At 72.0% G+C, this 21578-nt stretch carries 16 protein-coding genes; 6 read left to right on the top strand and 10 right to left on the bottom strand.

Annotated elements, in window-relative coordinates; translation table 11 throughout:
- Window positions 1–4: 4 nt before the first annotated feature.
- The 3 genes from ACTWLT_RS03125 to ACTWLT_RS03115 all read right to left on the bottom strand — a co-directional run bounded on the left by ACTWLT_RS03125 (window position 5) and on the right by ACTWLT_RS03115 (window position 3293).
- The gene (locus tag ACTWLT_RS03125; RefSeq protein ID WP_445317025.1) at window positions 5–943 is read right to left on the bottom strand and encodes a CDP-alcohol phosphatidyltransferase family protein; all 939 of its coding nucleotides are present in this window, start codon (window positions 941–943) and stop codon (window positions 5–7) included.
- 346 nt (window positions 944–1289) lie between these two features.
- Window positions 1290–2183 carry an NUDIX hydrolase gene (locus tag ACTWLT_RS03120; RefSeq protein ID WP_445317052.1) on the bottom strand — a complete coding sequence of 298 codons (894 nt, stop codon included), beginning with the start codon at window positions 2181–2183 and terminating at the stop codon, window positions 1290–1292.
- Window positions 2184–2342: 159 nt separating this feature from the next.
- Window positions 2343–3293: an NUDIX hydrolase gene (locus tag ACTWLT_RS03115; RefSeq protein WP_445317024.1), complete on the bottom strand. Its 951-nt coding sequence runs from the start codon at window positions 3291–3293 to the stop codon at window positions 2343–2345.
- A gap of 143 nt (window positions 3294–3436) precedes the next feature.
- On the opposite strand from ACTWLT_RS03115, the gene ACTWLT_RS03110 reads away from it, so the two are divergent.
- Window positions 3437–3802, top strand: coding sequence for a PspC domain-containing protein (locus ACTWLT_RS03110; RefSeq protein ID WP_445317023.1), 366 nt, complete (start codon window positions 3437–3439; stop codon window positions 3800–3802).
- Between the two features lie 7 nt (window positions 3803–3809).
- Here ACTWLT_RS03110 and guaA read toward each other — a convergent pair whose 3' ends face one another.
- Together guaA and ACTWLT_RS03100 are read right to left on the bottom strand one after the other, a co-directional pair.
- Window positions 3810–5366 carry a glutamine-hydrolyzing GMP synthase gene (gene guaA / locus ACTWLT_RS03105; RefSeq protein WP_445317022.1) on the bottom strand — a complete coding sequence of 519 codons (1557 nt, stop codon included), beginning with the start codon at window positions 5364–5366 and terminating at the stop codon, window positions 3810–3812.
- Between the two features lie 146 nt (window positions 5367–5512).
- Window positions 5513–7210, bottom strand: coding sequence for an FAD-dependent oxidoreductase (locus tag ACTWLT_RS03100; RefSeq protein ID WP_445317021.1), 1698 nt, complete (start codon window positions 7208–7210; stop codon window positions 5513–5515).
- 143 nt (window positions 7211–7353) lie between these two features.
- Here ACTWLT_RS03100 and ACTWLT_RS03095 point away from each other — a divergent pair, with 143 nt between their 5' ends.
- Window positions 7354–8475, top strand: coding sequence for an LCP family protein (locus ACTWLT_RS03095; RefSeq protein WP_445317020.1), 1122 nt, complete (start codon window positions 7354–7356; stop codon window positions 8473–8475).
- A 7-nt stretch (window positions 8476–8482) separates the two neighbouring features.
- Here the strand turns inward: ACTWLT_RS03095 and ACTWLT_RS03090 are convergent, their stop codons facing one another.
- Both ACTWLT_RS03090 and ACTWLT_RS03085 read right to left on the bottom strand, forming a co-directional pair.
- Window positions 8483–9940: a M1 family metallopeptidase gene (locus tag ACTWLT_RS03090; RefSeq protein WP_445317019.1), complete on the bottom strand. Its 1458-nt coding sequence runs from the start codon at window positions 9938–9940 to the stop codon at window positions 8483–8485.
- Between the two features lie 108 nt (window positions 9941–10048).
- On the bottom strand, window positions 10049–11404 hold the full coding sequence (locus ACTWLT_RS03085) for a M1 family metallopeptidase (protein WP_445317051.1): 1356 nt from the start codon (window positions 11402–11404) through the stop codon (window positions 10049–10051).
- Between the two features lie 460 nt (window positions 11405–11864).
- Between ACTWLT_RS03085 and ACTWLT_RS03080 the strand changes: the two genes are divergently transcribed.
- Both ACTWLT_RS03080 and ACTWLT_RS03075 read left to right on the top strand, forming a co-directional pair.
- Entirely contained in the window at window positions 11865–12986 is a 1122-nt protein-coding gene (locus ACTWLT_RS03080) for a sugar phosphate isomerase/epimerase family protein (protein WP_445317018.1), read from the top strand.
- Window positions 12987–13199: 213 nt separating this feature from the next.
- Window positions 13200–16517 carry a ThuA domain-containing protein gene (locus ACTWLT_RS03075; protein WP_445317017.1) on the top strand — a complete coding sequence of 1106 codons (3318 nt, stop codon included), beginning with the start codon at window positions 13200–13202 and terminating at the stop codon, window positions 16515–16517.
- Window positions 16518–16584: 67 nt separating this feature from the next.
- Here ACTWLT_RS03075 and ACTWLT_RS03070 read toward each other — a convergent pair whose 3' ends face one another.
- Window positions 16585–17703 (bottom strand): GuaB3 family IMP dehydrogenase-related protein, encoded by a 1119-nt coding sequence (locus ACTWLT_RS03070; protein ID WP_252418939.1) that lies wholly within the window; start codon window positions 17701–17703, stop codon window positions 16585–16587.
- Window positions 17704–17730: 27 nt separating this feature from the next.
- Window positions 17731–19293, bottom strand: a complete 1563-nt coding sequence (guaB, locus tag ACTWLT_RS03065; RefSeq protein ID WP_445317016.1) for an IMP dehydrogenase — start codon at window positions 19291–19293, stop codon at window positions 17731–17733.
- 185 nt (window positions 19294–19478) lie between these two features.
- Between guaB and ACTWLT_RS03060 the strand changes: the two genes are divergently transcribed.
- Window positions 19479–19892, top strand: a complete 414-nt coding sequence (locus tag ACTWLT_RS03060) for a DUF5319 domain-containing protein (protein ID WP_445317015.1) — start codon at window positions 19479–19481, stop codon at window positions 19890–19892.
- A 21-nt stretch (window positions 19893–19913) separates the two neighbouring features.
- Here the strand turns inward: ACTWLT_RS03060 and ACTWLT_RS03055 are convergent, their stop codons facing one another.
- On the bottom strand, window positions 19914–20732 hold the full coding sequence (locus ACTWLT_RS03055; protein WP_445317014.1) for a helix-turn-helix transcriptional regulator: 819 nt from the start codon (window positions 20730–20732) through the stop codon (window positions 19914–19916).
- A gap of 252 nt (window positions 20733–20984) precedes the next feature.
- Between ACTWLT_RS03055 and ACTWLT_RS03050 the strand changes: the two genes are divergently transcribed.
- Window positions 20985–21368 (top strand): WhiB family transcriptional regulator, encoded by a 384-nt coding sequence (locus ACTWLT_RS03050; RefSeq protein WP_252418935.1) that lies wholly within the window; start codon window positions 20985–20987, stop codon window positions 21366–21368.
- Window positions 21369–21578 lie beyond the last annotated feature (210 nt).

The raw sequence follows: 21578 nt of genomic DNA, 5'->3' as shown, positions 1-21578 counted from the left end.
TGGATCAGGCGGTACGCCGCTGGCGCAGCCAGAGCACCGGCCCGCTGACCAGGTAACCCACCACGATCAGGGCGAACGTGAGCCGGATGTCGACCAGCGCGCCGATGACCGGGGCGAGCCACAGCCACGGCGGCAGCTTGACCAGCCGGGCGAGCTTGGCGTACGGGAAGCTGGAGACCATCGCGAAGGCGAGCAGCGCCACCCCGGCGACCAGCACGGGCCCGGGCACCGGGAGGCCGATCGCGACGGTCACGGCGAGCACCGCCGCCGCCATGGTGGTGGGCACCCCGCAGAAGAAGCGGCCGTCCTTGGGCGAGACGTTGAAGCGGGCCAGCCGGATCGCGGCGCACGCCGCGACCAGGGCGCAGGCCACCGCCGCCGCGGCCGTCGAGACGGAGCCGGCGAGCGAGGCGTAGACCACGACCGGTGCGGCGAGGCCGAACGAGCACATGTCGGCCAGTGAGTCCATCTGTGCGCCGAACGGGCTGGCCACGCCGAGCCGACGGGCCAGCGCGCCGTCCAGGCCGTCGAAGGCGACGCAGGCGATCAGGCAGAGCGCGGCGATGCGCACCTCACCCTGCATGGCCTGGAAGATCGCGAGCATGCCGAGCATCAGGCTGGCCAGGGTGCACGCGTTGACCAGGCCGAACTTCATCCGCCGGGCGACGGTGCGCTCACCGGGAAGCAGGGGGATCGACCCGGCCGAAGCCTCGTCGGCGTGTGCCAACGGCGGCAGCGCCGGGCTGACCGGCACGACCGCCTCGATCTCCGCCCGACGGGTGCCGAGCGACGACCGGCCGAGCCGGTCCAGGCCGTAGCGGCGGCGCTGCCGCTCGGCGTACCGGTGCTCGGGCAGCGCCACGTCGGTGGTGTGCAGGTCGCCGTCGCGGCGACCCACCCGGACCAGCAGCACCTGGCGGGCGAACGTGCTGCTGCGGCGCAACCTGCCCGCCCAGCGACGCCCTGCGGGGCGCGGACTGTCAGTCGTACGACGCCGGCGCCAGGGGGCTCTCGGCACGTTTCCTCCATAACCGGATCAGCTGACCGCCGTGGGGGCGGGTGTCCGGCTGTCTCGTGCCGGACCTTGCGTGGCCCGGCAGCCGTTTTGCGGAGTACACCATCGCATAGGGGAACAGGACTTGGCGATAGCTGCCGGCGGTACTTGTAACTGGGTTAAACCGCTCGAACCGCTCTCTTATTCCCATGCCGGGCCTCATCGCCCGTTTCCTCCACCATTCCCTCCTTCGACTGTACCGGAGGGTCACCATCTCGGCTCACCGAGCCGAGTGCTATCGACCCAGCTGTCCGATTGCCGAGGCAGCGATCCCGGTCAACGGCAGGTCGGCGGTCTGCGCCGGCGTGAACCAGCCCGCTCGGGCCGTCGAGCCGCCGGCGGATTCGGTGACCACCGCATCGGTGGGTACGTCCACCAGCACCCGATAGATCACCCGTACGCCGTGCCAGTCCAACGGATGACCCTCCGGGCCGAACGCGGCGGGGTTGTGCAGATTGTCCACGCCGAGCAGCTCCACGACCCGGCCGAGCTGACCGCCCTCCTCCACCAGCTCCCGGAGCAGCCCGGTGGTCGGCTGCTCGCCGTGGTCGGTGCCGCCACCGGGCAGGTGCCACCTGCCGGCCCCCGGGTAGCCCTCGGCGATCTGGGTGAGCAGGACCCGTCCCGACGGGTCGGTCACCAGCCCGTACGCCCCGAAGCGCAGCCGGCGGTCCGGGTGCGTCGGCGGGAACGGCTCGCGGGGTCGGTGCGTCCCGGCGGGGAGCGGGGTGACCGGCAGGCCGAGCAGTTCGGCGCTGAACGGCGCCATCGGCAGGCGGGCGGCCTCGGCGGGGGTGACCCACCGGACCTGGTCGGTCCGACCCTCCACGGCGTCGTGCGGGGTGCCGCCGCGCACGCTCAGGTCGAACGCCAACCGGTCGGTGTGCAACGAGACGTCGCCCTCCGGGTAGGTGACCACGTCGGCGACCGCCGCCCGCAGCCGCCCCACCGTCACGGTCAGCCCGGTCTGCCGGGCAACCTCCCGAACCACCGTGTGCTCCGGATGCTCGGCATGCGCCACCACACCACCCGGCACCCCCCAAACCCCCCGCGCCACGTGTTCCGCAGAAACCAGAACCCGCCCCGACTCCCACAGAACCCCGTAGGCAGCAACCCGCCGCAGTTCCATCCCGCCCCGCCCCCGCTCCCGCTGCCCGGCCCCGACCCAGCCGTCGATCATGAAGTTATCGCCGTCCATCTCGGCGCGTCCTGACAATAACTTCATGATCAGCGCGGGGAAGGGGGTTGGGGTTGGGGCGGGGGTGGGGGGCGGGGTGGGGGGTGGGGGTCAGGTTAGTTGGGCGGCTTGGACTGCTTCGGCGGTTACCTCGGTGAGGTGGTGGGTGGGGAGGGCGCCCAGTTCCTCGCGGGCGAACCAGCGGGCCTCGCAGGTGGAGCCGCCCACGTCGGCCACGGTCAACGGGTCGGGCTTGTCGACAACCACGCGGTAGAAGGCGCGTACGCCGTGCCAGTCGATCGGGTAGCCCTCCGGGCCGAGCGAGGCGGCGTCGCGGTGGCTGGCCACCCCGAGCAGCTCCACCAGTCGACCGGTCTGCCCGGTCTCCTCGACCAGTTCCCGGATCAGCGCCGCGCCGGGCTGCTCGCCGTAGTCGGTGCCGCCGCCGGGCAGATGCCAGCAGCCGGCACCCGGGTAGCCGTCGGACACCCGGGTGAGCAGCACCCGGCCCGCCGGGTCGGTGCAGACCGCGTACGCGGCGAAGCGCTGCGCCCGGTGCAACCCGTCCGGGCCGGGCACCGCGTAGAAGGACGGGAACTCGGGCGCCTCGTCGGGCACCACGTCGGCCGAGGAGGTGGGCAACCCCAGGGCACGCGCGGTGAACGAGCGCAGCGGCAGCTCACGCGCCTCGTCGAGCGTGTACCAGCGGGCCAGGTCGGTCGGACGGTCGCCGACCCGGTCGGCCAGCGTGCCGCCGCGCACCGCCACCCGGTAGATCAGCCGGTCGGTGTGGATGGTGATGCCGCGATCCGGCAGCGCCCGCATGTCGGCGAGCACGTCGGCCAGGCCCGAGACGGCGACCGAGAGGCCCGTCTCGGTGGCGGTCTCCCGGACGACCGTGTGGTTCGGGTCCTCACCGTGGTCGACCGCCCCGCCGGGCAGCGACCACGCGCCGGGTGTGCCGGAGCGCTCCGATGCGCGGACCAGCAGGAACCGGCCATCTGAGTCAGCACAAACTGCGTATGCCGCGATCCTGCGGAGCGGCTCCAGCAAGGTGGTCACGGAAGCAAATTCTCCCCGGACCGGGTTACCGCAACGGAAAAGAGTCGGATTCCTGACTGTCCGACCCCGATCAGGGATCGGTCAGGGTAAGGATCCGGGCGGTCACCGAGGGCGGGCCGGCCACCGGCGCGGACCGTGGAGGCATGACATCGACCACCGCTCCCCGCGCCCCGTACAAGCAGCTCCGGCGACCCACCACCGACCGCATGGTCGCCGGGGTCGCCAGCGGTCTCGGCCGCTACTTCGCCGTCGACCCCACCCTGGTCCGAGTGATCTTCGCGGTCACCGGCCTGCTCACCGGCGGGCTCGCGCTGTTCGCGTACCCGATCATGTGGTTCCTGATGCCCGAGGAGCCCACCGGCGCGCCGGCGTGGCCGCACCCGGCGGGCGCCGCGCCGCAGGGGCCGCCGCCCACCGCCGGGCCCGCGCCCGGCGTGCCCGAGCCGCGGTACGCCCCGACCCCGCCCTACCCGCCGACGACCCCGTCCAGCACGCCGCCGGTCGGCTGAGGCGCGCTCACTCCCACTCGATGGTGCCCGGCGGCTTGCTGGTGACGTCCAGCACCACCCGGTTGACCTCGGCCACCTCGTTGGTGATCCGGGTGGAGATGCGGGCCACCACCTCGTAGGGCAGCCGCGACCAGTCGGCGGTCATCGCGTCCTCGCTGGAGACCGGGCGCAGCACCACGGGATGCCCGTAGCTGCGCCCGTCGCCCTGCACGCCGACGCTGCGCACGTCGGCCAGCAGCACCACCGGGAACTGCCAGACGCCCCGGTCCAGGCCGGCGGCGGTCAGCTCCTCCCGGGCGATCAGGTCGGCCTGGCGCAGCAGGTCGAGCCGCTCCTGGTCGACCGCGCCGATGATCCGGATGGCCAGCCCGGGCCCCGGGAACGGGTGCCGCCAGATCATCGCCTCGGGCAGGCCCAGCTCCAGGCCGAGCGCCCGGACCTCGTCCTTGAACAGCGTGCGCAGCGGCTCGACCAGCGCGAACTTCAGGTCCTCCGGCAGGCCGCCGACGTTGTGGTGGCTCTTGATGTTGGCGGTGCCGGTGCCGCCGCCGGACTCCACCACATCCGGGTAGAGGGTGCCCTGGACCAGGAACTCCACGTCGCCGTGCGAGGCGACCTCACGGGCGGCGGCCTCGAAGACCCGGATGAACTCCCGCCCGATGATCTTGCGCTTCTGCTCCGGGTCGGTCACCCCGGCCAGCGCGCCGAGGAACCGCTCCGCCGCGTCGACCACCTTCAGCTTGATGCCGGTGGCCGCCACGTAGTCCTTCTCCACCTGCTCGGCCTCACCGGCGCGCAGCAGGCCGTGGTCGACGAAGACGCAGGTGAGCTGGTCACCGACCGCCTTGTGCACCAGCGCGGCCGCGACCGCCGAGTCCACCCCGCCGGACAGGCCGCAGATGACCTCCTTGTCGCCGACCTGGGCGCGGATCCGGGCGACCTGCTCGTCGATGATGTTCTCGGGCGTCCAGGTCGGCTCGATGCCGGCGATGTCGTACAGGAAGCGGGTCAGCATCTCCTGGCCGTGCGCGGTGTGCCCGACCTCCGGGTGGAACTGCACCCCGGCGCGGCGACCGGCCAGGTCCTCGAACGCGGCCACCGGCGCGCCCGCCGACTCGGCGGTCACCGTGAAGCCCTCGGGCGCCTCGGTCACGCAGTCGCCGTGGCTCATCCAGACCGGCAGGTCGGCCGGCAGGTCGCGGAGCAGCACACCCGGGTCGAGGAGACGGGGGCGCAGCGGGGTGCCGCCGTACTCCCGGTTGCCGGTCTTCGCGACCGTGCCGCCGAGCGCCTGGGCCATCGCCTGAAAGCCGTAACAGATGCCGAAGACCGGCACGTCGGCCGTGAACATGCCGGCGTCGATCTGCGGGGCGTCCGGCGCGTAGACGCTGGACGGGCCGCCGGAGAGGATGATCGCGGCCGGGTTCTTCGCCAGCATCTCGGCGACCGGCATCGAGTGCGGCACGATCTCGGAGTAGACCTTCGCCTCGCGGACCCGGCGGGCGATGAGCTGGGCGTACTGGGCTCCGAAGTCCACCACGAGGACGGGGCGAGGCAGGCTCATGTGGGCAAAGCCTACCGACAGTCACCGCCATCGCGGGCACCGGCTCACCGCCCAACCCCCTCCCCCCGCGATCTTGCAGTTGCTGCCCGCGCAAAAGCGATATTTCGCTCCTAACGGCGACCGAAACTGCAAGATCGCGGAGGTGGTCAGGGACGCAGCGCCGCCGGGGCGTCCGCCGGGACCGCCGGGTGGTGCGGGGGGACGGGGTCCAGGCGGCGGTACGGGGAGTCGAGCGGCGGGCGGGGGTCCTCCTCGCCCTTGTTGGGCCAGAACGACATGGCACGCTCGGCCTGGGCGGTGATGGTCAACGACGGGTTGACGCCGAGGTTGGCCGACACCGCCGCGCCGTCCACGACGTGCAGCCCGGGGTGCCCGTACACCCGGTGGTAGGGGTCGATCACCCCGTCGGCCGGGGTGGCCCCGATCGCCGCCCCGCCCAGGATGTGCGCGGTCATCGGGATGTCGAACGGCTCGGTGAGCGAGCCGCCGGGCGTACCGCCGATCTCCTCGGCGAGCAGCCGGGTCGCCGTGTTGCCCGCCGGTATCCAGGTCGGGTTCGGCATGCCGTGACCCGGGCCGGTGACCAGCCGGCGGCCGAACACGCCGCGCCGCCACCGGGTGGTCAGCGAGTTGTCGACCGACTGCATCACCAGGGCGATCACCGTCCGCTCCGACCAGCCGCGCACCGACAGCATCCGGGCGGCCAGCCCCGGTTGCCGCAGGATGCTGCCCAGCCACCGCCGCACCCGGTGCGGGCCACCGTCGACCAGCAGCGACTGGAGCAGCCCCATCGCGTTGGAGCCGCGCCCGTAGCGCACCGGCTCGATGTGGGTCTGCGGGTCGGGGTGGAAGGAGCTGGTGATGGCCACCCCCTCGCTGAAGTCCAACCGCTCGGCCCGTGCCCGCTGGCGGGGCACCGAGGCGCCCAGGATCGCCTCCGAGTTGGTCCGGGTCAGCTCGCCGAGGCGGGACGAGAGCCCGGGCAGCGCGCCGTCGTCCTTCATCGCGTGCAGCAGCCGTTGGGTGCCGAGCGCCCCCGCGGCGAAGACCACCTGGCCGGCGTGGATCACCTGGCGGCGGTGCCGCAGCCAGGCGCCGGTGCGGACCGTGTGCACCTCGTACCCGCCGTCGGCCGCCGGCCGCACGGCGGTCACCGTGGTCAGCGGGTGCACCGTGGCACCCAGCCGCTCGGCCAGCCACAGGTAGTTCTTGACCAGCGTGTTCTTGGACCCGTGCCGGCAACCGGTCATGCACGAGCCGCAGTGCAGGCAGCCGGTGCGCTCCGGGCCGGCGCCGCCGAAGTACGGGTCGGCGACGCGCTGGCCGGGACGGCCGATGTGCACGCCCACCGGGGTGGAGTGGAAGGTGTGCGCCACCCCCATCCGCTCGGCCACCGCCCGCATGGCGCGGTCCGCGCCGGTGCTCAGCGGGTACGTGGTGACGCCGAGCATCCGCTTGGCCTGGTCGTAGTGGCGGGCCAGCTCGTCGCGCCAGTCGGTGATGTCGCGCCACTGGGGGTCGTCGTAGAAGGCCGGCAGCGGCTCGTAGAGGGTGTTCGCGTAGACCAGGGAGCCTCCGCCCACCCCCGCTCCGGACAGCACGAGCACGCCGCCGCCGGACCGTCGGTCGGCCGGGCGGAGGAGGGTGAGCCGCTGGATGCCGTAGCAGCCCAGCCTGGGCGCCCACAGGAACCGGCGGAGGCGCCAGGACGTCTGCGGGAACTCGTCGTCGGCGAAGCGCCGGCCGGCTTCCAGCACGCCGACCGAGTAGCCCTTCTCGGCCAGCCGGAGCGCGGTGACGCTGCCGCCGAAACCGGACCCGATGACGACCACGTCATACCGCATGGACGCATCATTACCCGTGAGTAGCGCTCGCGCCAGCGGCAGTTTCACGCGATCATGCACCGGCCGACCGACCGCGCGCCTCCCGGCCGCAACCTGGAGCACCCGTCGGAGCGTTGTTCCGATACGGGTGGAAGGAAGCCAACATGAACCTCGCGTCCATGGCGCCGCGCCGACGGTGGCTGCTGCTGGGGTTGACGGCCCTCGCCATCGTCGCGCTGGTCGCGGCCGGAGCGGTGGTGGTCACCCGGCTGACCGGTGACAGCAAGCCCGACCGGACGCCACCGGTGGCCGGCTCGCCGAGCGCGTCGCCGGTTGCCACGCCCACCCCCAGCCCCTCCGGTCCGCCGCCGGGCGCCGACATCACCGGTCCGCTCAACCTGCTGCTGGTCGGGGTGGACACCCGGGTCAGCGTGCCCGGCTGGGAGCCGCACGCCGACTCCGTGCTGGTGCTGCACGTACCCAAGGGTCTGGGCCGGGCGTACCTCTTCTCACTCCCCCGGGACCTGCTGGTGGACATCCCGGCGTTCCCGAAGGCCGGATACGCGGGTGGCAAGACCAAACTCACCCACGCGATGAGCTACGGCAGTCGCGTGCCGGGCAAGCCCAAGCAGCCGAACACCGCCCAGGGGTACGAGCTGCTCCGCAGCACGGTCAGCGGGTACACCGGGCTCCGCATCGACGCCGGCGCGGTGCTCACCTTCACCGGGTTCGACCGGCTGGTGAACGCCCTCGGCGGGGTGGACATCTACGTCGACCAGCGGGTCGCCTCCCTGCACCGCCGCCCGGACGGCCGCTACCGGGAGAGCGTGCCCGGCGGCTACACCGGGCCGCAGATGGTATACGAGAAGGGCAACCGGCACCTCAACGGCTGGCAGGCCCTGGACTACGCACGGCAGCGCTACATCACCGGCGGCGACTACGCACGGCAGCGCCACCAGCAGCAGCTGATCCGGGCGATGACGCGCAAGATCCTGGACGAGGGCCTGGCCCGGCAGCCGGAACGGGTCGACCAGGTGGTCGCCGCGCTGGGCGACACCCTGATCTACGCCGGCGGCCGCCGGATCGTCGACCTGGCGTACGCGCTCAGCAAGGTCCCGGAGGACCGCTTCGTGCTGGTCGGCCTGCCCGGCTCGGGCGTCGGCAAGGGCAGCGCCTACCGTGGCGAGCAGCTCACCAGCCCCGGCCGGAAGTTCCTCACCGAACTCCGCGCCGGTCGCGCCGACGCCTACCTGGCCGCCAACCCCACCCTGGTCGTCAGGAACTGACCCCCGCTCAGAGCTTCTTCGGTGCGGCGGGCTTCTTGGTGCCGTACAGCCAGGCGTCGAAGAGCGCGTCGAGTTGCTTGCCGGAGATCCGCTCGGCGAGGGCCACGAACTCGGCCGTGGTGGCGGTGCCGTTGCGCTTCTCCGCCGCCCAGGTCTTGACGATCTCGAAGAACGCCTTGTCGCCGACGGCAACCCGCAGCGCGTGCAGCGTCATCCCGCCACGCTGGTAGACCGACTCGCTGAACAGCTCCTTCGCGCCCGGCTTGCCCGGCGGCGTCTTCCACACCGAGGCCGGCACCTGGGCGTACCGGACGTCGAACGCCTGCTTGGCCGTGAACTCCTTGGTGTGCTCGGCCCAGAGCCACTCCGCGTACGTCGCGAAGCCCTCGTTGAGCCAGATGTCCTCCCACTTGGCCAGCGCCACGCTGTCGCCGAACCACTGGTGCGCCAGCTCGTGGGCGACCACCTCGGTGTTCTCGCCGCGCCGGAAGAAGCCGGCGGAGTAGACGGGACGGCTCTGCGTCTCCAGCGCGTACCCGATCCGGCTGTCGGAGACCACCACGCCGCCGTACGCGTCGAACGGGTACGGCCCGAACACGCTCTCCAGGTAGTCGGCCACCTTGACGGTCTGGGCGATCGACCGGTCCGCGGCACCCTTGGCGACCGCGGTGGTGACCGCGCTGTAGACCGGCCGTCCCTTGTGCTCGGCGGTGGTGATCCGGAACTTGCCGATCACCAGCGTGCTCAGGTAACTGGCCATCGGCGACTTCTCCGACCACTTCCAGGTGGTCCAGCCGTCCTTGCTGGCCTTGCCGCCCGGCACGCCGTTGCTGATCGCGGTCAGACCGTCCGGGACGGTGATCTCGACGTCGTACGCGGCCTTGTCGGAGGGGTGGTCGTTGACCGGGAACCAGGTGCTCGCCGACTCGGGCTGACCCAGCGCGATGGCACCGTCGGAGGTGTGCAGGAAGCCGCCCTCGCCGAGCGCCTCGTTCTTGAGCGGCTTCGGCACCCCCTCGTAGGCGATCTCGGCGACGAAGCCGTTGCCCGTGATCAACCCGGCCGCCGGCTTGATCACCAGCTCGTTCTTCTCCCGGGTGTGGGTGGCCGGGGCGCCGTCCACGGTGACCGTCCTGACGGTCAGGCCGGCCAGGTCGAGGTTGAATGTCGACAGGTCGGCCGTCGCGGTGGCCTGCACGGTGGCCGTGCCGGTGAGCTGGTCCTCCGCCGGGTCGTAGCGCACCTTCACGGTGTACCGGCCGACGTCGTAACCGCCGTTGCCGTAGCTCGGGAAGTAGGTGTCGCCGACCCCGGCCGCGCCCGCGGTGAAGGTCCGCGACGGCGTCGGGGACGCGCTCGGCGACGGCGCCGCCTCCGGGGCGGCCGAGTCGCATCCGGACAGTGCGAGCGCCCCGGTCACCAGCAGACCGGCACCAACCCGCAGCCTGAGCCGCGTCACCCGCATCACGAGCCTCCCCCGTACGGTGGCGGAGACAGCCTCCGCCGCTCCGCACGAACGGCGACTTCCGGCCGATCGCAGGCGGCAGCCTATCGACCGATCATCACGGCCTCGTCACGGCAGGGTGGGTGCCGCGCCGCCCACCAGCCAGGCGTCGAAGAGCGGCCGCAACTGCCTGCCGGCCACCCGCTCGGCCAGCTCGACGAAGTCCGAGGTGGTGGCGCTACCGGCGGCCCGCTCGGTGGTCCAGGTCCGCAGGATGCGGAAGAACGCGTCGTCGCCGACGGTCCTGCGCAGCGCGTGCACGGCCAGCGCACCACGTTTGTAGACGGCGGTGCCGAACATCCGCTCCCGTCCCGGCTCGACCGACGGCTGTGACCAGTCGGTCGCCGCGTACTGGAGCTCGAAGTTGCGCTGGGCGGTCCGGCCGCCGTCGTGCTCCTCCCACAGCCACTCGGCGTAGCTGGCGAAGCCCTCGTTGAGCCAGATGTCGCCCCATTTGCTGAGCGACACGCTGTCGCCGAACCACTGGTGGGCCAGCTCGTGCACGACCACCCCGAGGTTGGGCCGGTCGCCGGTGAAGAAGGCCGGTCCGTAGACCGGCCGGGACTGGGTCTCCAGCGCGTAGCCGACGCGGTCGTCGGCGACCACGATCCCGCCGTACGAGTCGAACGGGTACGGGCCGAAGCGGCTGGCGAGGAAGTCGGCGATCTCGCCGGTGCGGGCCAGCGAGCGGGCGGCGCCACCGGTCGCCGGCAGGCTCGCCGCCACGGCGGTGACCATGGGTTGGCCGGCGTGCGTGCCGGTCACCACCCGGTAGTCGCCGATCACCAGTGTGCTCAGGTAGCTGGCCATCGGGGTGCGCTCCGACCAGCGCCAGGTGGTCCAGCCACCGGCGCTGCTCCTCGGCCCGGGCACCCCGTTGCTCAGCGCGGAGAGGCCGTCCGGGACGGTCACCGCCAGCTCGTAGCTGGCCTTGTCCGACGGGTGGTCGTTCACCGGGAACCAGGTGGCGGCGGAGTCGGGCTGGCCGAGCGCGACCGCGCCGTCGGCGGTGTGCAGAAAGCCGCCGCTGCCCAACTCGCCGTCGGTGACGGCGGTGGGCACGCCCGCGTAGTCGACGGCCACGGTGAACGGCCGGCCGCGCGGCAGCCCTTCGGGCGGGGTCACCACCAGCTCGTCGTCGGCGCGGCGGTGCTCGGCCCGGGTGCCGTCGACGGTGACCGCGTTGACCTGCAGACCGGCCAGGTCCAGGTTGAGCCGGGACAGGTCCTGCGTGGCGGTGGCCGTGATGGTGGCCCGGCCGGTCAGCCGGTCGGTCGGCGGGTCGTAACGGACGTCCAGTTTGTAGTTCTTGACGTCGTACCCGCCGTTGCCGCGCCCCGGGACGTACGGGTCGCCCGCGTCGGCGGCACCGGGCCGGAACCCGTCGCGTCCGTCGCCGGTGCAGCCGGCCGCACCGACCGCCATCGAGCAGGTGAGCGCGGTGACGGCGGCTGCCAGCCAGCGCCGGGCCGGTGTCCGTCCGGTCAGGACCATGCACACTCCTCCTGCGACTCCCCGGTCACCAGAGCGTAGCCAGCACCGCAGGTCATGAGGCCCATATCGACGATCATCAGTCACTTTCGTCGATACAAACAAAAGTTGGCGCTGATCCAATCTTTCTTTTGGCTTCGACCGACGTTAGTGTCTGACTCCAAGATGTAACGCGTTCGGAACATTCAAGCCGACCGCTACCGAGACGGGGCCACCCCCCGACGCGACACGCCGTGGCGGCGGCGTTGACCTGCCCCTTCGACTGCGCGGCACCGCACAGTCCCGGCGCTGCCGGGCACGCGGAACGGGCGCTCGGCGGCGCCCGCGACCTGACCCTCGTCGCACCTCTGCTGATCGTTATCGACGGCAAACCGCCGTCGCGAAAGGTGGAACAATGCCCGACCACACCGCACCCGACGCCTCCTCCACCGGCCGGCTCAGCCGCCGGTCCCTGCTCGCCGCATCCGCCGGCGCCGCCGCCGCGCTGGGCGCGGCCGGCCTGCCGGTCCTCGCCACCGGCACCCCCGCGCTCGCCCAGCCCAAGGACAAGGGGAAGAGCAGGCTGCGGGCCGAACCGCTGATCCCGTCGCGCAACCGCGGCATCATCCTCTACAGCGTCCGGGACCGGATCACCGCCGCGCCCGACGACAGCGGGGTGCCGTACGGCTTCGAGCGCGTCCTCGCCCGGCTCGCCGAGATCGGCTACAAGGAGATCGAGTTCGCCGGCTACACCCAGAGCACCGCGATCCTCGGCCGGCAGATCACCCCGCGCGAGATCCGCAAGATCCTCGACGACAACGGCCTGGTCGCCAACGGCACCCACGCCTCGATCCAGGCGGCAACCTTCCAGCAGCAACTGGACATCGCCGAGGAACTCGGCATGAAGAACATCGGCACCGGCAGCGACCCGACCAACAGCGCGTACAAGGCCGACTGGGACGCCGCCGCCGACACCTGGAACGAGCTGGGCCGGCAGGCCCGTGCCCGGGGCATGCGGCTCTACACGCACAACCACGACGTCGCGTACAGCTTCCTGCTCGACTCCGGCCCACTGGACGCGCAGGGCCGCCCCACCCGCTCCTCCGGCATCCGCCGGCTGGAGTACTTCTTCGGCAAGACCGACCCCCGGTACGTCTTCTTCGAGTTCGACATCTACTGGGGCTACGTGGCGAGGTACAAGCACCAGAAGTACGTCGACCCGTCCGGCCGCGAGGTCACCGACCTGTTCGACCCGATCCTCAACGTGGCCGACCGGACCACCCGGTTCCCGCTCTTCCACGCCAAGGACGGCGACCGGGACACCAGCGTGCCCAACGGCCACCAGATGACCCCGCTCGGCGAGGGCGACATCAACTTCCAGCAGTTCTTCCAGACCATCGGCGAGCGGGACTTCCACCACGCCAACTGGGAGATGGACACCGCCCCCGGCGGCACCGCCAACCGGGCCCAGTCGCTCGACTTCGCGGCGCTCAGCTACCGCAACATGTCCGACCTGACCATCTACCTCAAGAAGTGACCTCCGGCGCGGCCGGCGTCCGCCCGACGCCGGCCGCGTCCCACTCGGCCGGCCACGCCGCCGGCGACCGGTGACTGGCCCGTCGCGACACCGGCCCGGTCACCCGCGCCTCCCGTACGGCGACGGGACGCGCCCGGTCCATCCCCCACGCAGTCGCGCAGCCGGCCCGCTCGGGCCGGGGATGTCGCGCGCCTGCCGACCACCGGAGGAACGATGACCCGACAGACCGGACGACGATGGTTCGCCGTCGCCGCTGGACTCATCCTCACCATCCCCCTCACCTCCGCCGTCCCCGCCACCGCCGCACCGGCCGACGACGCGCCCCCGACCGCGCCGGCCGCGGTGGAGAACGGGCCGGCCGCGCTGCGCTCCGCCGCCCGCGCCCCGCAGACCTACCGGGTGCTGGTGTTCACCAAGACCGCCGGTGAACGCCGGGCGTCCATCACCGACGGCGTCGACACCATCCGGCAGCTGGCCCGCGCGAACGACTTCACCGTCACGGTCAGCCGGGACGCCGCCGTGTTCACCGCCGCCGAGCTCGCCAGGTACCGCGCGGTGGTCTTCCTCAACACCACCGGCGACGTGCTCAACAGCAGCCAGGAGGCGGCCTTCGAGGCGTACGTCAAGGCCGGCGGCGGCTACGTCGGCGTGCACGCGGCGGCGGAGACCGAGCCGGACTGGGCCTTCTACCAGGATCTGGTCGGCGCGAAGGTGGCCGGAGCCTCGCCGGTCGTCCGCGGCGTGGTGGACGTGGCCGACCGCGCCCACCCGGCGACCGAGACGCTGCCGCGCACCCTGACCCTCACCGAGGAGTGGTACAACTTCAGCCGCAACGTGCGGGGCAGCGCCCACGTGCTGGCCACGGTGGACGAGAAGACCTACGCCGGCGGCGCGATGGGCTACGACCACCCCGTCACCTGGTGCAAGGACCACCAGGGCGGGCGGTCCTTCTACACCGGTCTCGGGCACAGCATCGAGACGTACCGCTCGGCGAAGTTCCGTGAGCACCTGCTCGGCGGCATCCAGTGGTCGGCCGGCGTGGTCGAGGGCGACTGCGGCGCCACGGTGCTCGGCAACTACGAGAAGGTCACTCTCAACGACGACCCGGGCGAGCCGATGTCGCTGGCCGTGCTCCCGGACGGCCGGGTGCTGCACAACACCCGCGGCGGCGAGGTACGCCTCTACGACCCGGCCACCGGCGCCAGCCCGGTGATCACCACCGTCGACGTGTACCAGCACGACGAGGACGGCCTCCAGTCGGTGGCCATCGACCCGGACTTCGCGACGAACAAGTGGGTCTACATCTACTACGCGCCGAAGCTGAACACCCCGGTCGACAACCCGGCGACCCCGGGCGTCAACGAGGGCGACGCGCCGGCCACCTCCACCGACCCGACGGTCTGGGACAAGTTCAAGGGCTACAACCAGCTCTCCCGCGTCAAGCTGGTGGACTCCCCCACCCCGCACCTGGACATGAGCACCGAGCAGCAGATCCTCCGGGTCGACGTGGACCGCGGCATCTGCTGCCACGTGGCCGGCGAGATCAAGTTCGACGGCAAGGGGCTGCTCTACCTGATCACCGGGGACGACACCAACGCCGGCGGCTCCGACGGGTACACCCCGATCAACGAGTCGCCGACCCAGGGCCCCGGCTACGACGCCCAGCGCTCCTCGGCCAACACCAACGACCTGCGCGGCAAGCTCCTGCGCATCAAGGTGCGGGCCGACGGCACGTACACCGTCCCCAAGGGCAACCTCTTCCCGGAGGAGCAGGACACCGCCGGCAGGACGCGGCCGGAGATCTTCCTGATGGGGCTGCGCAACCCGTTCCGCTACGACGTGGACGCCAGGGGCATGGTCTACGTCGGCGACTACTCACCGGACTCCCGCGTACCCAGCGCCACCCGCGGGCCGGACGGCACCGGTCGCTGGTTCGCCACCGACAAGGCCGGCAACTACGGCTGGCCGTACTGCTACTCGCCGAGCCTGCCGTACATCGACTTCGACTTCGCGACCCGGACCTCCGGCGCCCCGTTCAACTGCGGCGCCCCGGTCAACGACTCGCCCCGCAACACCGGCCTGCGGGTGCTGCCGAAGGTCGAGCAGCCGCAGTTCTGGTACACCTTCGACGCACGCACCCCGTGCGCCGGGTCGTACCTGGAGAACCCGCCGGTCGGCTGCGACTTCAGGTGGCCGGTGATCGGCACCGGCGGCGTCGGCCCGATGGGCGGCCCGATCTACTCGTACGACCCGGCGTCGACCTCCGAGGTGAAGTTCCCCGAGTACTACCAGAACGCGGTGGTGTTCGGTGAGTTCACCCGGGACAAGATCTTCATGATGCGGACCGACGGCCGGGGCACCCTGACCGGGGTCGAGCAGTTCCTGCCGGGCGTCGTCTTCGACAACCCGATGGACATGGAGTTCGGCCCGGACGGCTCGCTCTACCTGCTGGAGTACGGCGACGGCTTCTTCCGGGCCAACCCGGACGCGCAACTGTCGGTGATCCGGTACGTGAAGGGCCAGCGGTCGCCGGTGGCGAAGCTCGACGCCACCCCGACCTCCGGGACGGCGCCGCTGACCGTGCGGTTCTCCTCGGCCGGCAGCTACGACCCCGACCCGGGCGAGTCCATCTCGTACGCCTGGGACTTCACCAGCGACGGCACGGTCGACTCGGCCGACCCGAGCCCGTCGTTTACCTACACCGCGAACGGCACGTACACCGCCAAGCTGACGGTGACCGACTCCAGCGGCAGGACCGCCGTGCTCACCAAGGAGATCGTGGTCGGCAACACCGCGCCCACGGTGACCGTCACCTCGCCGGTGTCCGGCAGCTTCTTCACCTGGGGTGAGAGTGTGCCGTTCACCGTCACGGTGACCGATCCGGAGGACGGGCCGGTGGACTGCTCGCGGGTGACCGTGACGTTCGTCCTCGGGCACGACAGCCACGGCCACCCGGACAGCTCCACCACCGGTTGCACCGGCACCCTCGCCACCCCGGCGGACGGCGGTGACCACGCCGGCGGTTACCTGTACGGCGGGATCAGCGCCTCGTACACCGACCTCGGTGGCGGCGGCCAGGCCCCGCTCACGACGGTCGGCCAGGCGATCATCCAGACGCCCCGGCAGCAGGCCGAGAACGCCCAGGTGAAGCAGGGCGTCGAGGTGGCCACCACCGGTGACACGGGCGGCGGGCAGCACGTCAGCGGGATCGACCCGGGCGACCACATCGCCTTCGACCCGATCAACCTGGGCGGGGTGTCCACCGTGACACTGCGGCACTCCGGCGGCTCGGCGGCCACCGCCGGCACCGCCAGGGCCGGGGTGGAGCTGCGGCTCGACTCGCCGACCGGGCCGGTCGTCGCCACGGCGACGCTGAACGCGACCACCGGCAACGGGGCCTTCACCAGCACCACGGTCCCGGTGGACCAGCCCGTCGGGGCGCACCGGCTCCACCTGGTCTTCACCGCCGTACCCGGCGGGCCGACCAGCGGGCTGGTCAACCTGAACTGGGTCGAGTTCACCGAGGGCTGACACCCCCGGTACGACGGAGGCCGGCCCCGCGCAGTGCGGGGCCGGCCTTCCGGCGTGTACAGGACGGTCAGCGGTCGAGGACCAGGCCGACCTTCTGGAACTCCTTGAGGTCGCGGTAGCCACACTTGGCCATCGCCCGGCGCAGCCCGCCGAACAGGTTGAGCTGGCCGTCGGCCTCGTCGGCCGGGCCGAAGAGCAACTGCTCCATCGACCCGATCGGCTCACCGGAAACCTCGAACGCACCGCGGGGCAGCGACGGGTGGCTGGCCGCCGAGTGCCACCAGGCACCCCCTGCGGGCGCCTCCTCGCAGAGCGACAGCGGCTCGCCGAGCATCACCGCGTCCGCGCCGCAACCGAGCGCCTTGGCGATGTCGCCCGAGGTCTGGATGTCACCGTCGGCGATGAGGTGCACGTACCGGCCGCCGGTCTCGTCGAGGTAGTCCCGGCGGGCCGCCGCGGCGTCGGCGATCGCGGTGGCCATCGGCACCCGGATGCCCAGCACCGACTCGGTGGTCGACCACTCGTCGCCACCGATGCCCACGATCACGCCGGCCGCGCCGGTGCGCATCAGGTGCAGCGCGGTCTTGTAGTCCGTGCAGCCGCCGACGATCACCGGCAGGTCGAGGTCGGCGATGAACTCCTTGAGGTTCAGCGGCTCGTCGGTGGTCGAGACGTGCTCGGCCGAGACGATGGTGCCCTGGATGACCAGGATGTCCACCCCGGCGTCCAGGATCACCGGGGCCAGCGCCAGGGTGTGCTGCGGCGAGACCCGCACCGCGACCGTGCCGCCGCCGGCGCGCAGCTCGCGCACCCGCTCGGCGATCAGGTCGGGACGGATCGGCTCCGCGTACACCTCCTGGAGCCGCTTGGTGGCGCGGGCGTTCTCGTCGAGGCCGGCCAGCTCCTCCAGCACCTTGGTCGGGTTCTCGTAGCGCGTCCACAGCCCCTCGACGTTGAGCACGCCGAGGCCGCCGAGCTCACCGAGCCGGACCGCCGACGACGGGCTCATCGTCGCGTCGGAGGGGTGCCCGACGCACGGGATGCCGAACGGGTACGCATCGAGCTGCCAGGCGGTGGAGACGTCGTCGACGTCCCTGGTCCGTCGGCTCGGCACGATGGCGATGTCGTCCAGGTGGTAGCCGCGCTGCGCGGTCTTGCCCAGCCCGATCTCGACCACGTCACGCATGGGGGACTCCAGGTTGTTGGGGGATGGTCAGCGGGAGTGGTAGTTGGGCGCCTCGACGGTCATCTGGATGTCGTGCGGGTGGCTCTCCTTGAGCCCGGCCGCGGTGATCCGGATCAGTTGTCCACGCCGGTGCAGCTCGGGGATGCTCTCCGCGCCGACGTACCCCATCGCGGCGCGCAGCCCGCCGATGAGCTGGTGGGCGACCGCGGACAGCGGGCCCCGGTAGGGCACCTGGCCCTCGACGCCCTCGGGGACCAGCTTGTCCTCGGCGAGCACGTCCTGCTGGAAGTACCGGTCCTTCGAGTACGACTTGGCCTGACCCCGGGACTGCATCGCGCCGAGCGAGCCCATCCCGCGGTACGCCTTGTACTGCTTGCCGTTGATGAAGATCAGCTCGCCGGGGCTCTCCTCGCAGCCGGCCAGCAGGCTGCCGAGCATCACCGTGTCGGCACCGGCGACCAGCGCCTTGGCGATGTCACCGGAGTACTGGATGCCGCCGTCACCGATCACCGGCACGCCGGCCGGGCGGGCGGCCCGGGCCGCCTCCATGATCGCGGTGATCTGCGGAACGCCGACCCCGGCGACGATCCGGGTGGTGCAGATCGCACCCGGACCCACGCCCACCTTGATCCCGTCGGCGCCGGCGTCGACCAGTGCCTTCGCGCCGGCGTACGTGGCCACGTTGCCGCCGACGATGTCGATGGCGACGTCCTTCTTGAGCTGGCGCACCATGTCCAGCACGGCCCGCTGGTGACCGTGGGCGGTGTCCACGATCAGCACGTCCACGCCCGCGTCGACCAGGGCGCGGGCCCGCTTGTACGCGTCCTCGCCGACGCCCACGGCGGCGGCGACCCGCAGCCGGCCGGCGTCGTCCTTGGTGGCGTTCGGGTACTGCTCGCTCTTGGTGAAGTCCTTCACGGTGATCAGCCCGCGCAGGCGGCCGGAGTCGTCGACGATCGGCAGCTTCTCGATCTTGTGACGGCGCAGCAGCTCCAGCGCCTCGTCCTTGCTCACCCCGACCCGGGCGGTGACCAGCGGCGTGCGGGTCATGATGTCCCGGACCGGCGTGCCCGGCTCGGAGACGAAGCGCATGTCCCGGTTGGTGACGATGCCCACGAGCTGGCCGTCGCCGTCCACCACGGGGACGCCGGAGATCCGGTACCGCCCGCACAGCTCGTCGACCTCGCGCAGGGTGTCGTCGGGGCTGGCGGTCACCGGGTTGGTGATCATGCCGGACTCGGAGCGCTTGACCAGGTCGACCTGGAGTGCCTGGTCCTCCAGCGAGAGGTTGCGGTGCAGCACGCCGATGCCGCCCTGGCGGGCCATGGCGATCGCCATCCGCGCCTCGGTGACGGTGTCCATGGCGCTGGAGAGCAGCGGAACGGTCAACTCGATCCCGCGGGTGAGCCGGGTGCGGGTGTTGACCCGGCTCGGAACGACGTCCGACTCGCCCGGCTGCAACAGCACGTCGTCGAAGGTGAGCCCGAGCGGAACCACCCTGGCGGAGCCGGCGGGCAGCTCGGGCAGGTGGCCGCCCAGGTCGGCGTGCTCGGCGCCGGCCGGAAGATCAGTGCTGGGCGAATTTTCCACGATTGCTCCCCTGAGCTGCTCGAATGGGCTTCAGCGAGGTGGCGCGGGCGGGCACCGGAACGCACCACGGTGCCGGCACGTCGTCTCATCGTACCCAGTGAGCTGGGCAGCTCCTGCGGTGGCGGGCCGGCCCGGCGCGGGGCCGGGGGCGGACGTTCCCGCCGCGTTGGGTCTACGGTGAGGGGGTGCACGACGAGCCCATCGACCCGTTCAACGGCGACCCGGCCGACCCGACCGCGGGGCTGGACGATCCGGGCGACGACGCGACGCCGGATCCGCTGACCGACGTCGAGCGGCAGGACGTGCTGGAGGACCTCGCCGACCTGGAGATCTACCAGGCTCTGCTGGCGCCGATCGGGGTCCGCGGGCTGGTCATCGAATGCGAGGACTGCCGCGAGCCGCACTACTTCGACTGGGATCTGCTCCGGGGCAACCTGCGCCACCTGCTCAACTCGGGCCGCCCCCGGGTGCACGAGCCGGCGTACGACCCGGACCCGGACCACTACGTCACCTGGGACTACGCACGCGGGTACGCCGACGGGGTGCACGACACCCTGACCGAGGGCACCGAGGACGAACCGGGCACCTCGACGGATTGAGCCCGGCCGGCGGTTCGGGTGTCAGGCGACCAGGCCGGCGCGGAAGCCGGCGGCCACCGCGTGGGCACGGTCCCGGGCGCCGAGCTTGCGGAACAGCCGGCGGGCGTGGGTCTTGACGGTGTCCTCCGAGACGAACAACTCCCGGCCGATCTCCGCGTTGCTCTTGCCCTCGGCCATGCCCAGCAGCACCTGAAGCTCCCGTTCGGTGAGCCCGATCGACACCCGGGCGGGCCGGGCGGCCGGCCCGGGACGTGTCTGGTCGCTCTGGTCGCTCGCCGGGTCACCGGTCGCCGCGTCGGCCTCGTCGTCGCCGCGCTGCACCGGCACCGACGGCACACCCGCCGGCCCTTCACCGGGCGTGGCCGCCCAGGCCGGCTCGGCGGGGCCGCGCAACGACGGCCCGGGGCGGGCCGAACCGCCGACCGCCGCCGTGTCCCGGGCCGGGTCGGTGGTCCGCTGCCGGTTGGCCCGGCCGGGTGCGGTGAGCAGCAGCAGGGCCTTGGCCACCGCGCTGGTCAGGTCGTGGTCGACGTTCTGGATCAGGCCGCGGGCGCCGGCGCTGATGGTTGCCGCCGCGGCCTCGGATTCCTCAGTGCCCAGCAGCAGCACCGCGGCCTGCGGCGCGCGGGCCAGCACCCGCCGCACGAAGCCGGCGCTGTCCGGCCGGGTGAGGGCCGTGTCGGCCAGCACCACGTCGGCCGGGCGCTCGGCCAGCCGCAGCATCACCTCGGGATCGGAGACGGCGGTACGAACGATCGCGGACAACCCCAGCCGCGCGGCCGCGGAAGTCAGATGCTGGGCCGCGAGTGGTGTCCGAACGCACACAAGAACGGTACGCACTGTGGTCTCCTCTCCGCCAACGAGCAGACCATGACGGGGTCGGCTGGGGAGGGGGTTCCCGGCAACCCACCGAACTTTTCCGACAGATAGGGCAAAAGCCGCAAGTTGCGGGGCGTTCTCGATCACAGACGTGTGAGCCGGGGAAAGCACGGGTACCGGGAAGTCCAGGCCGGGAACGGTGCGCCTGCGCGGCCCGCCGCCCGGAAGCCGGCCACAAGGATCTCGCGGTGCCGCGCGGGAGGAGGGGTGCTGATGTCGAACGTACGTAGACTGCCCGGACCCATCGTCGATCTCTGGGACTGGCAGCGTCTCGGTGCCTGCCGAGGGCGGGACAGCGCCCAGTTCTTCCACCCCGACGGCGAGCGGGGCTCCTCCCGACTGCGTCGGGAATCCTCCGCCAAGGCGGTCTGCCGTACCTGCCCGGTCCGCGCCGAGTGCGCCGCGCACGCGCTGTCGGTCCGCGAGCCGTACGGCGTGTGGGGCGGCTTCAGCGAGTCCGAGCGGCTGCGCCTGCTCGCCGTCGGCTGGGAGGATCTGGCCGACCGCCGACAGGCCCGCGTCGACGTGTCCCGCCTGGAGGCCCGGCTGGGTCGTCCGCACAAGTCGACGGTCCCGGCGCAGCGCAACGTCGCCTGACCGGCCACACTCCCGCGACACCGCGAACCGCGCCCCCGTCACCGGGGGCGCGGTTTCCGCGTCCCGTCGCACGGGGTGCGTCCGGCGTCTCGTCGCCGGGACACCTCGGTCGATCCGGGCACGCGGTCCGGAGGCGGACGCGGCAACGAGCGTGATACCTGAGAGGCATATTTATGCCTCACAGGTATCGCACCCTTGGCACCGACCGCC

The organism is Micromonospora yongxingensis (assembly GCF_052601155.1).
The sequence above is the reverse complement of the archived record's forward strand: the minus strand, read 5'-3'. Positions and strand labels throughout refer to the sequence as shown.

Excerpts from the sequence above, each read along its gene's own strand:
- ACTWLT_RS03120 (WP_445317052.1), bottom strand. The coding sequence starts at position 2,183 with ATGGAACTGCGGCGGGTTGCTGCCTACGGGGTTCTGTGGGAGTCGGGG.
- ACTWLT_RS03110 (WP_445317023.1), top strand. The coding sequence starts at position 3,437 with ATGACATCGACCACCGCTCCCCGCGCCCCGTACAAGCAGCTCCGGCGA.
- guaA (WP_445317022.1), bottom strand. The coding sequence starts at position 5,366 with ATGAGCCTGCCTCGCCCCGTCCTCGTGGTGGACTTCGGAGCCCAGTAC.
- ACTWLT_RS03100 (WP_445317021.1), bottom strand. The coding sequence starts at position 7,210 with ATGCGGTATGACGTGGTCGTCATCGGGTCCGGTTTCGGCGGCAGCGTC.
- ACTWLT_RS03095 (WP_445317020.1), top strand. The coding sequence starts at position 7,354 with ATGAACCTCGCGTCCATGGCGCCGCGCCGACGGTGGCTGCTGCTGGGG.
- ACTWLT_RS03090 (WP_445317019.1), bottom strand. The coding sequence starts at position 9,940 with ATGCGGGTGACGCGGCTCAGGCTGCGGGTTGGTGCCGGTCTGCTGGTG.
- ACTWLT_RS03085 (WP_445317051.1), bottom strand. The coding sequence starts at position 11,404 with ATGGCGGTCGGTGCGGCCGGCTGCACCGGCGACGGACGCGACGGGTTC.
- ACTWLT_RS03080 (WP_445317018.1), top strand. The coding sequence starts at position 11,865 with ATGCCCGACCACACCGCACCCGACGCCTCCTCCACCGGCCGGCTCAGC.
- ACTWLT_RS03075 (WP_445317017.1), top strand. The coding sequence starts at position 13,200 with ATGACCCGACAGACCGGACGACGATGGTTCGCCGTCGCCGCTGGACTC.
- ACTWLT_RS03070 (WP_252418939.1), bottom strand. The coding sequence starts at position 17,703 with ATGCGTGACGTGGTCGAGATCGGGCTGGGCAAGACCGCGCAGCGCGGC.
- ACTWLT_RS03050 (WP_252418935.1), top strand. The coding sequence starts at position 20,985 with ATGTCGAACGTACGTAGACTGCCCGGACCCATCGTCGATCTCTGGGAC.